This is a genomic window from Neobacillus dielmonensis (assembly GCF_000612665.1).
Classification (GTDB): Bacteria; Bacillota; Bacilli; order Bacillales; family Cytobacillaceae; genus Neobacillus; species Neobacillus dielmonensis.
This window is the reverse complement of record NZ_HG942082.1, coordinates 69,224-83,195: the sequence shown is the minus strand read 5'-3', so window position 1 is coordinate 83,195 and position 13,972 is coordinate 69,224. Positions and strand designations below refer to the sequence as shown.

Sequence of the window (13,972 nt, the reverse complement as noted above, 5' to 3'; positions counted from 1 at the left end):
AATGACAAACAGCTTTTGGACACCTGTTAGATTATCAATTGAGATTGCATCTGTAGCAGCCCTATCTGTCATCATTTTAGGACTGTTTTTTGGAAAACTAATGGCTCATAGAAACTTTAAAGGAAAAATAGTCATTGATACGATCTTTCTTTTACCATTAGTCTTACCTCCCACAGTGGTTGGATTCTTGTTAATTATCTGTTTTGGACGTAATAGTCCGGCGGGGCAATGGATCGAGTGGATGTTCCACCAGCCGGTCATGTTTACGTGGTGGGCTGCTGTGATGGCTTCAACGGTCGTCGCTTTTCCTCTGATGTATCAATCTGCTAGGACAGGATTTGAAGGGGTCGATCACGATATTGAGGATGCAGCCCGTGTGGATGGAGCGAATGAATTCCGTTTATTGATACATATTTCGATTCCGCTTGCACTAAAATCAATCATTGCCGGTGCTATATTGAGTTTCGCGAGAGCATTAGGGGAATTCGGTGCTACTTTCATGTTCGCAGGGAACATCCCAGGAAGAACGCAAACGATTCCAACAGCTATTTATGTAGCGCTTGATTCGGGTAATATGGAATTAGCTTGGTTGTGGGTAGCAACGATAATCGTGATTTCCTTTTTAATGTTAATAGGCGTACATTTTATTAAATATTAGTGATATAAAATTATTGTGTTTACCCAAAAACGGACAGCACAAATGCTGTCCGTTTCGGGTGATTCATTCCGAAAACCCTCTTAAGGTTATGAAAATTTCTCCTTCACTTTTCCGATACCTTCTTTGACTTTCCCTTTCGCTTGATCCAGTTTTCCTTCCTTTTCCGTTTTGGGGTCATCTGTTAATTTACCCCATTGTTCTTTGGCCTCGCCTTTCACTTGATCAAAACTTCCTTTCACTCGGTCTTTATTCATGTAGAACTCCTCCTCATATGATTGATTAGTTTTCATTTTTCTTGGCGGCCTCGTCCTTAATGGCCTCTTCGACATTCTGTTTGATATCTTGCAAATTTTGCTTAGCTTCCGAATAAAGTTCACTGGCTTCCTTCTTTGTGTCGCTATCAATTGCATCCTTCTGAGCGCCGTCACTCATACCATTATCCTGGTCGACGCCATCGCCGCAGCCGGCTAACCCGCCAAACGTAAGCAGTGCCGCCATACCACTTATTAAAAAGGTTTTCTTATTCATTTCATCTCCTCCTTGTTTACGAGTTGGTCAGTATATTCCCGAAAAAGTTGAAATTGAAACCTTTTTTCTATCATGTTTAAAACAATGTGGGCAGGGTATGACATTAACCAACAATGAGAGAAAAGGAGAGATGTTCAATGACGTTTAGGGAGATCACGAGAGGCTGGTACCTGTACACAGACCAGATTCCGCACCTGATCCTGGCTCTGCTAGTCTTATTAATCGGCTGGCTGCTGGCAAAAGGAATGGGCAAAGCGGCAGCAACGGCATTGACCAAAACCCATTTGGACAATAAATTATTTTCAAACTTTGGAAACAGAAAATATTCAACAGAATCGATTATCGGAAGAGTAGTTTACTATGCCTTACTGGTTGTCGTGTGGATTATCTTTTTCAATATGCTGAACCTGCATTTAATTGCAGAACCGCTTGTCACGATGGTCTCAACGATGACGGCAGCGATTCCTCATCTATTAAAAGCGGTGCTGATTCTTCTATTATCATGGGGAATTGCTTATGTGATCCGTCAGTTGATTAAAAAAGGAGCCTCGATGGTTCATTTGGAACAACAGCTGGTTAAATGGAAGCTGGCCGACAATGATATTGAAGCAGCCAACAAAGTGAGCAGCATCGCCAAAGCATTCTTCTATTTGGTCCTATTATTCTTTTTGCCAGCAGTCCTGGGGGCGCTCGAGCTAAGAGGAATTTCCGAACCATTTGCCAATGTTCTCACGGCCATCCTTGCTTTTATACCTAAGTTTTTTGCAGCAGCCCTGATTTTGTTGATTGGCTGGCTGGTAGCAAAACTCGTCCGCGACATTGTAGTCAACTTTTTAAAGAGCATCGGAACAGATAAGCTCGGCCAACGCTTGGAATTATTCAGGACTGGTGAGAAATCTAGCGTTTCATCCTTAATTGGTAACATCGTGTTCATCTTGATTCTCGTTCCGACTGTGATTGCAGCTTTGGAAAAACTAGACCTGAAGGGAATCTCGGACCCTGCGGTATCGATGCTGGAGCAAGTACTTGGTCTAATTCCCAATATCCTGGTGGCCGTCATCCTGGTTTTAGCCGGCATCTGGTTAGGAAAATGGGTGGAAAAATGGGTCTCACAAATGCTGTGGCGCTTGCGTTTCGACTATGTATTTACCGGAATGGGGCTTGGAACGTTAACGCCTGAAAAATCAAAGTACACCTTATCGCAGTTAGTCGGCGTGCTGGCGAAAGTCGTGGTGGTCTTATTATTTACGTCCGAAGCGTTACAAATTGTCCATCTAGACTTTTTAGTCACCTTGCTAACAGGGGTGATTGCCTACCTTCCGATGCTGTTCGCTGCGGTGATGATCCTCGGAATTGGACTGTACCTGGGCCAATTGGTTGAATGTGTACTGCAAAGTGTGGTGAAACAGAGCTACTCCCGAATCCTTTCTAAGGTTAGTAAGTATGCCGTTATTGTGATTACTGCGTTTATGGCATTAGACCAGCTGGGTGTGGCGCACTCAATTGTGAATGCGGCGTTTATCCTGGTGTTAGGTGGTGTGGCCCTCGCGTTTGGACTGGCATTCGGACTTGGTGGAACAGATTTTGCTGGTAAATATTTAAGAAAGTTGGACCATAAATTGGACCGAGAAAACAGCGGTTTATAAAACAAAAACAAACCGAAATCCTTCATGATTTCGGTTGTTTTTTTGAAGGATTTCATCTGAAAAAAAGGTCCTCCATTCAAGATGAGATGACTTTTAATCGGCTGAGTTCGTTGAGAATATCATCAGTGGTTACGATCGTGGCAAATTCTTTTTGCAGCATGGCTAACTCATGCTCCTGAATCGATGCCGCGTCGTGATAAATCCCTTTATGGTCTGTAATGGCGAATGCGGCAATGGCATCTTCGACTAAAAATGTTTGATAGCCAAGGTTGGCACTCATCCGGGTTGTAGTTGACACACAATGCTGAGTAGACAAGCCTGTGATCACGACCGTCTGGATTTGATTTTTTTTGAGATAGGTTTCCAATTCCGTGCCTATGAAACCACTGTTGACATTTTTGGTATACACCATTTCAGTGGACAACGGCTTGATGAGATCTTTAAATTCTGTACCATGATCGTTTTTATAATTTAGTGGAGAGTCTGGCAGCAACGATAAATGTTTGGTGTAAAGGATATGCCCTTTTCTCTTTCTCCATTCTTTTTGCAATCTCGCAATGTTCTGCTCAGCCTTGGGATTGTTCCGTTCTCCCCAAAAAGGATCATCAAAACCGTTTTGAACGTCGAGAATGAGCAGGGCAGGCAGTTCTAGAAATGGGTTCATGTGAAAGTCCTCCGTGTTATTGGTTTCTCATTATTTTTTGCCAAATGAAGTGGTTTAAACTGCCTAGAGAGAAAAAGAATGCGCGCAATAAAAAAGCAAAGCGAATGGCTTTGCTTTTATACATCCCTTAAAGTTACTGCATTTTTTCATTGTAAAATTGCACCGAATACATCGCACCCTCGCTGACCATATTGTTATCTTCTACATCATGTGGATGTGGGTGGCCGCCCTTTTTGACCGGCAGCTCCGTCTTCTGGAAAACGGTCGGTTTGACTTTCCGTTTCATCTCACGTAAAAAGGTCTCTGCCTTGATGCGGTTTGGTTTATTCGCTAACCATAACGCAGCGGAGGCGCCCATTCCTACCGCTAATAATGATCCTCGTTTCATTCCCAATCACTCCTTAAGTACTATTTTTACTATGAATACCCGCCTAATTTTGATATCAAACATTTTTTTAAAGTTTAATTGGGCAATAATGAGGGGATGCAGATAAAAAACACCACGATATGGGAGGAAAGATAATGGAGAACGTTTTCGGTACAGGCCAATGGCAATGGATTCAGCTCAACGAAAATGAACAGGGCAGGATAAGTGACGAACAGATCATTGCCTGGCTTGACGATGTTCGCAAAAATAAAACCAACTATCTAAGAGTAAACTGTTTTGCTGATGAAGAACCAGTCGTCAATGGTTCCTTAATCTATAAACAGAATATATCCGATGAGCAAGACTATAAAATTATTCATTTTTACCTCACAGAAAAGCTGTTGGTTACCGTGAATCTGGATTGGTCGGAGCTTAAACAAATCACGCCTGATAGGTTTGTTAGGCAAATCCGAGCTACGAAAAATGCCGTTGAGGGATTTTTGCTGTTTCTAGGTGAGGTCATCAATGAATTGTTAGTAGGGATTGACAAATTTGAAGAGGAACTGAAAACCTTGGTCTGGAGTGTCAGAAAGCGAAATGAAACAGGAATTTTAGAGAAGGTGTACCATCGCAGGCATGAGCTGTTGGTTTGTAAAAATCTCTTGATTCCGATTAATGAAGTCAAAATGGCGATTGATGAGATGGGCTATCAGGGGATTCGCGGCAGCAAAATTTTTCAAACGATTAGCAAACGGACGGAGCGAATCATGGTTTTGCTGAATGAATACGAACATCAGCTAGATTCAATGATTAACCTGGAAGAAGTCATTTCATCGCATCGCGGCAACGAGATTATGAAAACATTGACCGTGATGACAACCATTTTTACGCCGATTATGGCGTTTGGCGCCTTATGGGGAATGAATTTTAAGCATATGCCGGAGCTCGACTGGCGCTATGGCTATAGTCTCTCCATCATTATAATTCTTATTTCTACTATACTGCTTTATGTTTATTTAAAAATGAAAGGCTGGACTGGTGACTTGCTTAAGGGGAAAAAGCGAGGTTCCTTTTTTAAATAAACAAGTTACAAGTATTTCAAAAAGATTAAATGAGCCAAAGTGGGTTTTGGCATGACTACCGGGTGGTATAACACTATCAAGGTTACAAACAAAGTAACCTGAACTAAGTATCTAGCTTAAAGGAAGAAAGAGGGTGGTTGAAATATGTGGGCTGCGTGGAATTTACCGTATCTAAAGTAATGGCAGCAGACAGAAAAAAGTAGAGGAGGAATCGGAAATGGCAAAGAATGAAATCGATCGAATGGAAATGGACGAAACACTTTCTCAACGGAATGGACGACAGATGGACGGTAAAAACAATCGAGACATGCGTAAGTCCGATGATAACGATAGAGGATTACGAGAACAGCGGGATTCTATCATTGACAGGGAACAGGGGTTACAAGAAATCAGGGACCCATCCACAAACGGTGAACTGCCACTGGGACAAGATTCGGAGCTTCACCTTAGAGGGGGAAGAGCTGATAGTGACCCTGGGCGTGATGGAAAAGGTATTCCCAATTTCAACAGGGACGAACTGATGGATGGCGACCCGACAGTGCTTTATGGTGATAGAGAACCGAAGGATACTAGCGGATTGAGATATGGCGATACGATGTCTAAAAATGCGTCGAAAGAGTACCGGCAAAAGGAATAACATACAAGGAGCTTGCACCCATGGGTGCAAGCTCTTTGTTTTAATAAAGCTGTTTTCATAGATATCGTTGTTTTCTTTATAAAAGATAATAATTGGGATTCTGTAAGATGTATAAGCGACGGTTCTGGCGCTTTTTCCGGGCGAACGGTCGTTTATCTTCCCAACAGTCTGAAGAAAAAGCCTAAAAAAAACCAGCGACCCTATGATCAGGGCCGCTGGTTTTGCAGGGGATCAGGTGTTTTATGGTCGTCTTCCTCCAGCTCAGTTCCTGTTTTAGCTTGGTCCATTTCTTTGCCAAGCTTTTTGACTTCCTCAAAATTTCTCGCCATGCTGCCATTCTGCTCGCTGTCAGAACAGCCTCTTTTGATTGATTGTTTGGCCAGTTTCTCCATGTAGCTCATCTCCTTTTTTATGTGTATTTACCCAACTCTCACTATCACAAAACCCCCTTTTCTTTATGCTCTATTAAACGAAAATGTTTGATTTTTTAACTCTGTTGATTGGAGCGGAAGGCGCTCGACTCCTGCGGGAGTACGGGGCTGGAGCGGAAATCAACAGCCGAATTTAACAGAGCCTTTTTCTAAAAAGTACAAAAGGACTAGGCTGTTCCGTCTATTCGATGAGTTGGAATATTTTGATATAATGCAAAAAAGAAATTTTTAAAAAAAGTGGTTTAACCAGGGTTGGAAGCGGGTACTAAGAAACTAAAGCTATCAGAGGTGAGGATGTATGAATCTAGCAATTGATGTTCAACAGAAGAATCAAGAGATATGGGTACAGGTAGCAGGGGAGATTGATGCGTTTACCGCACCAAAATTAAGAGAGGAATTATCGCCCTATGCGGAAGGCGATATGGCATCTGTTATTGTCATTGACCTGAAGAATGTATCTTATTTGGACAGCACCGGGCTTGGTGTCTTTGTTGGCTTATTTAAACAGTTGAAGCAAAAAGATGGAGAGTTAAGATTGGTAAATCTATCGAATCGAGTACAGCGGCTCTTTGAAATTACCGGGTTAAGTCACATTATGAATATTTCTGCGAATGTTTAGAGGTGGGGGACGACGATGGAACAAGTGATGGATTATATTGAAATGAAAGTTCCGGCAAAACCGGACTATGTCGGTGTGATCAGGTTAACGTTATCGGGGATTGCCAGCCGCATGGGCTATACCTACGAGGAAATTGAGGATATCAAAATTGCGGTCAGTGAAGCCTGTACCAACGCTGTGCAGCATGCCTACCCAACGGATGAAGGCGGCGAAGTGATTGTCGGCTTTGGCATTTATCCCGACAAGCTGGAGTTAATGGTGGCAGACAGCGGCAAGAGCTTTAGTTTTTTACAGACTAGAGACGAACTGGGACCTTACTCAGATTCTAGCACAGTGGAGCAGCTTTCCGAGGGAGGGTTAGGGCTATATTTGATTGAAACGCTCATGGATGAGGTCCGTGTGCTGAATCATTCCGGTGTAACGGTCTTCATGGTGAAGTATCTGAGCGGGGAGCGTGAAACTCATGGGACAACTAGCACAGCCCAGGAAGCGAACTAAGGAAGAAATCGATGCCCTGATTTTAGAATTTCAGCAACATGACAACGAACTGGCCCAGACGATCTTAGTGGAGCATTATACGGCGCTGGTCGGGAGTCTGGCGCGAAAGTATTCGAAAGGAAAAAATCTTCATGAGGATATGATGCAAGTCGGAATGGTTGGTTTATTGGCTGCCATCAGACGGTATGACCCGCAAGCAGGAAAACCGTTTGAATCGTTCTTGATTCCTACGGTGATTGGAGAAATCAAACGGTTTTTAAGAGATAAAACGTGGAGCGTTCATGTTCCGAGAAGAATCAAGGAAGTATGGCCGAAGGTGAATAAAGCGGTGGACGAGCTGACCACTCAATATAAACGGTCGCCGAAAATCCAAGAAATTGCCGAGTATTTAGCGATTTCAGAAGAGGATGTGTTGGAAGCGATGGAAATGGGGAAAAGCTACCAAACCGCCTCGGTGGACCAAACCCTTGAAATGGGTTCGGATGGCAGTACGGTTACCACCTTGGATATCATGGGAACTCCCGATGAAAACTTCGAGAAAGTCGAGAGGATGCTGTCGATTGAAAGCGCACTAAGCGTTCTATCCGAGCGAGAAAAGCATATTCTTCACTACACATTCGTCGCCAACAAAAGCCAAAAAGAAACAGGCGAGCAACTGGGAATCTCGCAAATGCACGTATCCCGCCTGCAAAAAAAGGCTCTTGAGAAACTGCGGCGAGCACTCTCAAGCGACGCCTACCACTCAATCAACTAAAAGGTGCCTGACCCCCGCTGCGTTAATGCGTTAATACACTGGGGGACAGGCACCTTTCTGGGGGCTTACAAAGGGGATGAGTATCGATGAATATTGTGATTGTTGATGATAATGTGACCAATTTAATGATTGTCGAGAAGGTGCTGCGGAAGGCTGGGTATGATCAGTTGGTTTTGCTGGGTTCTGCTAGGGAGCTATATGATTATTTGCAGCTGGAGGCAAAGGATCCAGGAGAAGTTGGGGTGGACTTGATTTTGCTGGATTTAATGATGCCGGAAATTGATGGGATGGAGGCATGTCGGACGATTCTTAGCAACGAGCGGTATCACGACTTGCCGATTATTTTTGTCACGGCCATGGGGGATTCCTATAAGATGGCGGAAGCAATGGATGCAGGGGCGCTTGATTACGTGATGAAGCCAATCAATAAAGTCGAGTTGTTAGCCAGGATCCGGTCAGTGCTCCGTTTGAAGCATGAGAAGGATTTGCGGAAAGAACGGGAAAAGCGGATTCAGTATGAATTGGACTTGGCCAAGCAGGTGCAGCGCAGTGTGCTGAGCAGTCCGCTTCAGGATGAACGCGTCAGCATTTCGGCAGTGTATAAACCATCATTTGAACTTGCAGGTGATTTGTATGCCTGGTACAAGATTAGTCCGAACCGTTATGGGGTTATTTTGCTTGATATGATGGGGCATGGTATTTCATCATCGCTCGTGTGCATGTATATTTATTCGGTCTTAAAAGATAGCATCACAGGTATGTGCGATCCGGAAAGGGTGATGAAAGAATTGAATCGGCGCATGAATCAGCTTCATATGCCAGATAGTCTATTAAATTATTATTTTACGGCCATTTATTTGGTACTTGATACTGAAAAACAGACGGTTGAATATGTGAATGCAGGGCATCCGGCGGGAATTGCGGTGGTGGATGGCAAAGAAGAGATGATGATGGAGGGCTGCTGCCCGCTGGGCTTGTTTGAGGAGATCGATGTCTCGAAAGGTGTGATTTCGTACCGAGATGGGGTACGGATTTTGTTGTTTACGGATGGGGTATCAGAATCGCTTGAGGAAGATTATGAGCAAGCCTTAAGGAAGATTACCAACTGCCTGCTTATGCCGGATATGGATGATCCAGCTGCTTTGCTGCAGCAGTTGCAGCCAAGCTCCGAGCAGGATTCTGCTCCAATGGATGATATGTGTTTGGTGATGCTATCGACAAGAGGTTAGTGAGGGTGATGTAGGCTGGGGTTGGTTATGAATCTGGCAACAACAAAGAGAGGGTGTCAGCATCTAGTGCTGACACCCAGAATGGTATAGAGATGGGGAGGGAGGATGCTCCTACTCTGACAAGTAGGCTTGGAGCATCCATCTGTGTTTTTCCAGTGAAGTGCGTATATTGGTCATCAGGTCGGCAGTCGGCTGGTCTTCGTGGTTTTCAGCGACAGTGATTCCCTCGGTGAGCTCACTGCAAATGGCGTCAAGGTCGTCTGTTAGTGCTTGCACCATGTCTTGAGCAGTTTCCTCGCCGTTCGCTTCAGTTAGAGAAGCGAGCTGTAATTGGTCTTTCAATGTGGCGGTAGGTTGTGCGCCGATAGACAGCATTCTTTCGGCGATGGTATCGAGATGGAGCGCGGCTTCATTATAGAGTTCTTCAAATTTAACGTGCAGTGTAAAAAAGTTCTCACCTTTTACATACCAATGAAAATGGTGCAGCTTCATATAAAGCACCGAAAAATTAGCAACCTGCGTATCTAGCAATTCAGCCACCTGACCGGCCTTAGCCTTACCCTTTGTCATCGTTTTTACCATAATAACTACCTCCATTTTAATTAATAAGTGGTGATACTCATTAAATACCCTTAAACCAAACACTCAAAACCTAAAAAAGATATATCTTAGAAATGACCGGGGCACCAGCCCCTTGGCAGCAGAGTGATGCGGTAATGCAGCGGGGGACAGGCCCCCGGCGGAGTAATGCGTTAAAACAGCGGGGGACAGGCCCCCAGCGGAGTAATGCGTTAAAACAGCGGGGGACAGGCCCCCGGCGGAGTAATGCGTTAAAACAGCGGGGGACAGGCCCCCAGCAAAGTAATGCGTTAAAGTAGTGGGGGACAGGCCCCCGCCACTGTACAGTAATGAAGCAAGGGGGCGGTTGAGTTGAAAGGTTTTGTTTATAATATTCGTGCCAAGATTTTGTCGGGTTATTTGTTTGTCTTGTTTTGTTTGGTGCTGTCTCTGCTGATTGTGATTAGCAGGATGACGGCGCTGCAGAACGAGGTGGATTATGTAGCCGAACATGATATGGAAGTGCATGATTTAGCAAACCAGATTCAAAAGAATGTGTTGGATATGGAAACCGGCATGAGGGGTTATGTGATAACGGGCAATGAAGACTATCTTGAGCCCTACAATCAGGGAAGCCGGAGCTGGCAGGATAATTACAATAAACTGCATGCTCTGTTAGAAGAAAACGGAGCACAACAGCGAATGCTGGAAGAGATAAAACCCTTGATCACCAAGTGGGTAAACGATTCTGGGGAATACCTCATCAATCAAAAACGCGCCGGTAACGGAGCGGCAGTGGTCGAGAATTTTAAAAATAATACAAGTAAAAATGTAACGGATCAGCTGCGCAAACAGTTCGATTCATTTCTGTCGACTGAAAAGAAACTGACAAGCGGGCGAATCGACCACCTCTATCAGAACAACACCAAATTAAGGATTGCCCTGTACGCAATCATCATTTTGGTGTCGATCATTACCATTGCGACAGCGTTATTTCTGTCCAATTCCATCGCCAAAACCATTAAACAGGTGGTTAGGACCATTAAAAGCATTACCGATTCCACTTCTGAGGTCGACCTTACGGCACGGATAAAAGTCAATACACGTGACGAGACCCGCGAGCTGGCAGACGCGATGAACAACCTTCTCAGTAGTCTGGAAAAACAAAGCTGGGTACAAAAAAGTGTGGCTGACATTTCCACGATGTATCAAGGAATCACAGACATTGACGAATTGGCACAGGCCTTTGTGACAAAATTGGCTCCCTTACTTGAGGCGGTTTACGGGGTCGTCTATCTCCGCAAAAGTAATGGGAAGGAGACCGTTTATGTGAAAGCAGCCGGGTATGCCCTGACAAAGGAAGAGCCAGCTAGTGCAAGCTTCCGGCTGGGAGAAGGGCTAATCGGCCAAGCGGCGTTGGATAAACGCTTGTTTCTGATTGATCAGCTGCCCGAACAGCATATCAAGGTGACCTCTGGATTAGGTGTGTCTTCACCAAGGAACTTATTGATTGCTCCGATTGTTGTGGAGGACAAGGTAGAGGCGGTCGTTGAGTTTGCGGCACTGCAGCCATTTCTCTCCCAGCACTTAACTCTATTGGACATGCTTCAAGATAAATTTGGTTCAGCGATTACCAATGTCGCCGGCCGGATGGAAGTGGAAAGGCTGCTGGCTGAATCGCAAGTTTTAACCGAAGAACTTCAGGCGCAATCCGAAGAGCTCCAAGCCCAATCGGAAGAATTGCAAATGCAGCAGGAGCAGCTGCGGATTACCAATGAATTTTTGGAGGAACAGAAGCAATATGCCGAGCAGCGCGCACATGATCTAAAAATAGCGAAAGACGAACTGGAAGATTATTCACGGAAACTGCAGATGAGTTCCCAGTATAAGTCCGATTTTCTAGCGAACATGTCACATGAGCTTCGCACACCGTTAAACAGCATCATTATTTTGTCACAGATGATGATGGAGAACACGGAGGAAATGGACGGGGACGAGGTAAGAGAATCAGCACGAGTGGTGTACACGGCCGGAACTGATTTATTACGGTTGATTGACGATATCCTTGATTTATCAAAAATTGAAGCGGGAAAAATTGAGATATTATCAGATGAAGTCAATGTGACAGAATTACCGCAGATGATGAAAAGCATGTTTGATCCGGTAGCTGCTAAAAAGGGGCTGTGTTTTGAAGTGATCGTCGGTCCGGATGTGCCGCCGATCATATCGACGGACGGACAACGGTTGCAGCAAATCTGGAAAAATCTATTATCAAACGCCTTTAAATTTACGGAACAAGGATCGGTTACAGTAGAAATTGGACTTGCCGAGCCGAGCAAACTTCAAGGATTGCTTGAACATCATGCTGGAGAGACCGTGCTTGCGATATCAATAACCGATACCGGAATAGGAATTCCAGCCGAAAAGCAGCAAATTATTTTTGAAGCCTTCCAGCAGGTCGATGGCACGACCAACCGGCAATACGGCGGAACCGGACTCGGTTTGTCCATATGCCGCGAATTTACTCGTTTGCTTGGGGGCACGATTGAGGTACAAAGTGAGCCTGGTAAGGGAAGCACGTTTACCCTATATGTTCCGAATATGGTAGAGCGGGAGTATCATGCACTGGACCTTGCTATGAGTGAAGTGGCAGCTGGTGCGATAACAGAGCCAGTGGAAAAGCTTGATGATGCACCGGAGGCTCAGGAGGATGAATCTGCTGCAATCACGGAATGCCCTGATGATCAATTTTTTAAAGGAAAAAAAGTACTATTAGTCGAGGACGACAGCCGAAATGTCTATGCACTTGTGACAGCTCTTGAGAAAAAGGGAGTAAAGGTGCAGGTGGCAGAGAACGGCAAGCGGGCCATTGAGATGCTGCAAGCACAGGCTGACTTTGACTTAATCTTCATGGACATCATGATGCCGGTCATGGGCGGTTATGAAGCGATGGAAATCATTCGCAACGACCTGCAGATGGAAGAGCTCCCGATTATTGCGTTGACAGCGAAGGCGATGAAGGGAGAACGCGATAAGTGCATGGAGGCAGGAGCTTCTGATTATATTATGAAACCATTAAATATCGATCAGCTATTCTCGTTGATGCGTGTGTGGCTGACAGAGCAGGTGAATCCAAGGTGAGTATCAAGTCCATCAATCAAACGTTTGATTTAATAGAAGAAAATGATGCTTTTGAACCGAACGAACTTCAGCAAATTGAAATCAATTTACTTCTGGATGGGTTATATCAATTGTATGGATATGACTTCCGCGGCTATGTGCGGTCGTCGCTGACCAGAAGGATTCTATATCGCATGAAGGCAGAGCGGCTGCCGACGATAACGGCGCTATTGGAAAAAGTGCTGCACGATCAAGGGTATTTAGAACGGTTGTTGAATGATTTATCGATCCGGATGACGGAGATGTACCGAGACCCCAGCTTTTTTGCTGCTTTTCGGGAACAGGTCGTGCCATTGCTGCGCGACCTTCCGGAAATCCGTATCTGGCATGCAGGCTGTGCGACAGGGGAGGAAGTCTATTCGATGGCCATTCTGATGCTCGAAGAAGGGCTGGCAGCCAAAACAAGGATTTACGCAACGGATATGAATGAAAAAGCCCTTCTGGCGGCACAAAAAGGAGCATTTCCACTAAAGAAAATGCAGCAATACACAAAAAACTATTTAAAAGCAGGCGGAAAAAAGTCCTTTTCTGAGTACTATACCACAGACCATCAGTATGCCTATTTCCGCCCTAATTTGAACAAAAATCTCACCTTCGCGCAGCATAACCTAGTAACAGATGGATCGTTTAACGAATTCCATGTCATCCTCTGCCGAAATGTGATGATCTACTTTGACAACACCCTGCAGCAGCAAGTGCACACCCTCATCCACAACAGCCTGGCAGACGGAGGATTCATCGGACTGGGAAGCAAAGAATCCATCCTCTACATGCCCAAAAACATCAAATACCAAGAATTCAACCCTCAAGAACGGATTTACCGTAAATAGGATAGGGACAGGCCCCCGCTGAAGTAAAGCGGTGAAGCGCCGGGGGACAGGCCCCCGCTGAAGTAAAGCGGTGAAGTGCTGGGGGACAGGCCCCCGCCAAAGTAAAGCGGTGAAGCATCGGGGGACAGGCCCCCGCTGAAGTAAAGCGGTGAAGCGCTGGGGGACAGGCCCCCACCAAAGTAAAGCGGTGAAGAAGGCCCCACCATAGTCTTGTAATAATGGAAATCAAGCTTGCGCGATTGGGTGCAAGTCTTTTTGTGTTTGTTCTGAAAGTTACAACTTGTATAGGTG

The 13,972-nt window shown here is 45.0% G+C and carries 16 protein-coding genes; 10 read left to right on the top strand and 6 right to left on the bottom strand.

The genetic code is table 11. From position 1 onward, the window contains the following. Position 1 precedes the first annotated feature (1 nt). Positions 2 to 658, top strand: coding sequence for a molybdate ABC transporter permease subunit (modB, locus tag BN2425_RS20480; RefSeq protein ID WP_042463502.1), 657 nt, complete (start codon positions 2 to 4; stop codon positions 656 to 658). Between the two features lie 86 nt (positions 659 to 744). Here modB and BN2425_RS20475 read toward each other — a convergent pair whose 3' ends face one another. Next, the gene (locus BN2425_RS20475) at positions 745 to 912 is read right to left on the bottom strand and encodes a CsbD family protein (RefSeq protein WP_042463498.1); all 168 of its coding nucleotides are present in this window, start codon (positions 910 to 912) and stop codon (positions 745 to 747) included. 25 nt (positions 913 to 937) lie between these two features. Next, positions 938 to 1,186 carry an outer membrane protein assembly factor BamD gene (locus BN2425_RS20470; RefSeq protein WP_042463495.1) on the bottom strand — a complete coding sequence of 83 codons (249 nt, stop codon included), beginning with the start codon at positions 1,184 to 1,186 and terminating at the stop codon, positions 938 to 940. Between the two features lie 137 nt (positions 1,187 to 1,323). Between BN2425_RS20470 and BN2425_RS20465 the strand changes: the two genes are divergently transcribed. Then, positions 1,324 to 2,832, top strand: coding sequence for a mechanosensitive ion channel (locus BN2425_RS20465; RefSeq protein ID WP_042463492.1), 1,509 nt, complete (start codon positions 1,324 to 1,326; stop codon positions 2,830 to 2,832). 76 nt (positions 2,833 to 2,908) lie between these two features. Here the strand turns inward: BN2425_RS20465 and BN2425_RS20460 are convergent, their stop codons facing one another. Further along, positions 2,909 to 3,496 (bottom strand): cysteine hydrolase family protein, encoded by a 588-nt coding sequence (locus BN2425_RS20460; protein WP_042463489.1) that lies wholly within the window; start codon positions 3,494 to 3,496, stop codon positions 2,909 to 2,911. A 133-nt stretch (positions 3,497 to 3,629) separates the two neighbouring features. Beyond that, positions 3,630 to 3,884, bottom strand: a complete 255-nt coding sequence (locus BN2425_RS20455) for a hypothetical protein (protein WP_042463486.1) — start codon at positions 3,882 to 3,884, stop codon at positions 3,630 to 3,632. A gap of 134 nt (positions 3,885 to 4,018) precedes the next feature. Here BN2425_RS20455 and BN2425_RS20450 point away from each other — a divergent pair, with 134 nt between their 5' ends. After that, positions 4,019 to 4,945 (top strand): magnesium transporter CorA family protein, encoded by a 927-nt coding sequence (locus BN2425_RS20450; RefSeq protein WP_042463483.1) that lies wholly within the window; start codon positions 4,019 to 4,021, stop codon positions 4,943 to 4,945. Between the two features lie 217 nt (positions 4,946 to 5,162). Further along, positions 5,163 to 5,582 carry a hypothetical protein gene (locus tag BN2425_RS20445; protein ID WP_042463480.1) on the top strand — a complete coding sequence of 140 codons (420 nt, stop codon included), beginning with the start codon at positions 5,163 to 5,165 and terminating at the stop codon, positions 5,580 to 5,582. A 206-nt stretch (positions 5,583 to 5,788) separates the two neighbouring features. Here BN2425_RS20445 and BN2425_RS20440 read toward each other — a convergent pair whose 3' ends face one another. Further along, on the bottom strand, positions 5,789 to 5,974 hold the full coding sequence (locus tag BN2425_RS20440) for a hypothetical protein (protein WP_042463478.1): 186 nt from the start codon (positions 5,972 to 5,974) through the stop codon (positions 5,789 to 5,791). Between the two features lie 337 nt (positions 5,975 to 6,311). Here BN2425_RS20440 and BN2425_RS20435 point away from each other — a divergent pair, with 337 nt between their 5' ends. The 4 genes from BN2425_RS20435 (at position 6,312) to BN2425_RS20420 (ending at position 9,113) form a co-directional block, all read left to right on the top strand. Further along, a complete protein-coding gene (locus BN2425_RS20435) occupies positions 6,312 to 6,632 on the top strand; it encodes an anti-sigma factor antagonist (protein ID WP_042463475.1) in 321 nt (106 codons plus the stop codon). A gap of 15 nt (positions 6,633 to 6,647) precedes the next feature. Further along, positions 6,648 to 7,130 carry an anti-sigma B factor RsbW gene (rsbW, locus tag BN2425_RS20430; RefSeq protein ID WP_042463472.1) on the top strand — a complete coding sequence of 161 codons (483 nt, stop codon included), beginning with the start codon at positions 6,648 to 6,650 and terminating at the stop codon, positions 7,128 to 7,130. Beyond that, the gene (sigB, locus tag BN2425_RS20425; protein WP_042463469.1) at positions 7,096 to 7,884 is read left to right on the top strand and encodes an RNA polymerase sigma factor SigB; all 789 of its coding nucleotides are present in this window, start codon (positions 7,096 to 7,098) and stop codon (positions 7,882 to 7,884) included. Before rsbW ends, sigB begins: the two co-directional genes overlap by 35 nt. 86 nt (positions 7,885 to 7,970) lie before the next feature. Beyond that, entirely contained in the window at positions 7,971 to 9,113 is a 1,143-nt protein-coding gene (locus BN2425_RS20420) for a PP2C family protein-serine/threonine phosphatase (RefSeq protein ID WP_042463466.1), read from the top strand. A 111-nt stretch (positions 9,114 to 9,224) separates the two neighbouring features. Here BN2425_RS20420 and BN2425_RS20415 read toward each other — a convergent pair whose 3' ends face one another. Continuing rightward, positions 9,225 to 9,695, bottom strand: coding sequence for a Dps family protein (locus BN2425_RS20415; protein ID WP_042463464.1), 471 nt, complete (start codon positions 9,693 to 9,695; stop codon positions 9,225 to 9,227). 348 nt (positions 9,696 to 10,043) lie between these two features. Here BN2425_RS20415 and BN2425_RS20410 point away from each other — a divergent pair, with 348 nt between their 5' ends. Next, positions 10,044 to 12,812, top strand: coding sequence for a CHASE3 domain-containing protein (locus BN2425_RS20410; RefSeq protein WP_052352982.1), 2,769 nt, complete (start codon positions 10,044 to 10,046; stop codon positions 12,810 to 12,812). Then, a complete protein-coding gene (locus BN2425_RS20405; protein WP_081798154.1) occupies positions 12,809 to 13,681 on the top strand; it encodes a CheR family methyltransferase in 873 nt (290 codons plus the stop codon). Before BN2425_RS20410 ends, BN2425_RS20405 begins: the two co-directional genes overlap by 4 nt. Positions 13,682 to 13,972: the final 291 nt, after the last annotated feature.

What these genes read in the sequence shown, in the direction of transcription:
- modB (WP_042463502.1), top strand. Translation starts at nt 2, where the DNA reads ATGACAAACAGCTTTTGGACACCTGTTAGATTATCAATTGAGATTGCA.
- BN2425_RS20475 (WP_042463498.1), bottom strand. Translation starts at nt 912, where the DNA reads ATGAATAAAGACCGAGTGAAAGGAAGTTTTGATCAAGTGAAAGGCGAG.
- BN2425_RS20470 (WP_042463495.1), bottom strand. Translation starts at nt 1,186, where the DNA reads ATGAATAAGAAAACCTTTTTAATAAGTGGTATGGCGGCACTGCTTACG.
- BN2425_RS20465 (WP_042463492.1), top strand. Translation starts at nt 1,324, where the DNA reads ATGACGTTTAGGGAGATCACGAGAGGCTGGTACCTGTACACAGACCAG.
- BN2425_RS20460 (WP_042463489.1), bottom strand. Translation starts at nt 3,496, where the DNA reads ATGAACCCATTTCTAGAACTGCCTGCCCTGCTCATTCTCGACGTTCAA.
- BN2425_RS20455 (WP_042463486.1), bottom strand. Translation starts at nt 3,884, where the DNA reads ATGAAACGAGGATCATTATTAGCGGTAGGAATGGGCGCCTCCGCTGCG.
- BN2425_RS20450 (WP_042463483.1), top strand. Translation starts at nt 4,019, where the DNA reads ATGGAGAACGTTTTCGGTACAGGCCAATGGCAATGGATTCAGCTCAAC.
- BN2425_RS20445 (WP_042463480.1), top strand. Translation starts at nt 5,163, where the DNA reads ATGGCAAAGAATGAAATCGATCGAATGGAAATGGACGAAACACTTTCT.
- BN2425_RS20440 (WP_042463478.1), bottom strand. Translation starts at nt 5,974, where the DNA reads ATGGAGAAACTGGCCAAACAATCAATCAAAAGAGGCTGTTCTGACAGC.
- BN2425_RS20435 (WP_042463475.1), top strand. Translation starts at nt 6,312, where the DNA reads ATGAATCTAGCAATTGATGTTCAACAGAAGAATCAAGAGATATGGGTA.
- rsbW (WP_042463472.1), top strand. Translation starts at nt 6,648, where the DNA reads ATGGAACAAGTGATGGATTATATTGAAATGAAAGTTCCGGCAAAACCG.
- sigB (WP_042463469.1), top strand. Translation starts at nt 7,096, where the DNA reads ATGGGACAACTAGCACAGCCCAGGAAGCGAACTAAGGAAGAAATCGAT.
- BN2425_RS20420 (WP_042463466.1), top strand. Translation starts at nt 7,971, where the DNA reads ATGAATATTGTGATTGTTGATGATAATGTGACCAATTTAATGATTGTC.
- BN2425_RS20415 (WP_042463464.1), bottom strand. Translation starts at nt 9,695, where the DNA reads ATGGTAAAAACGATGACAAAGGGTAAGGCTAAGGCCGGTCAGGTGGCT.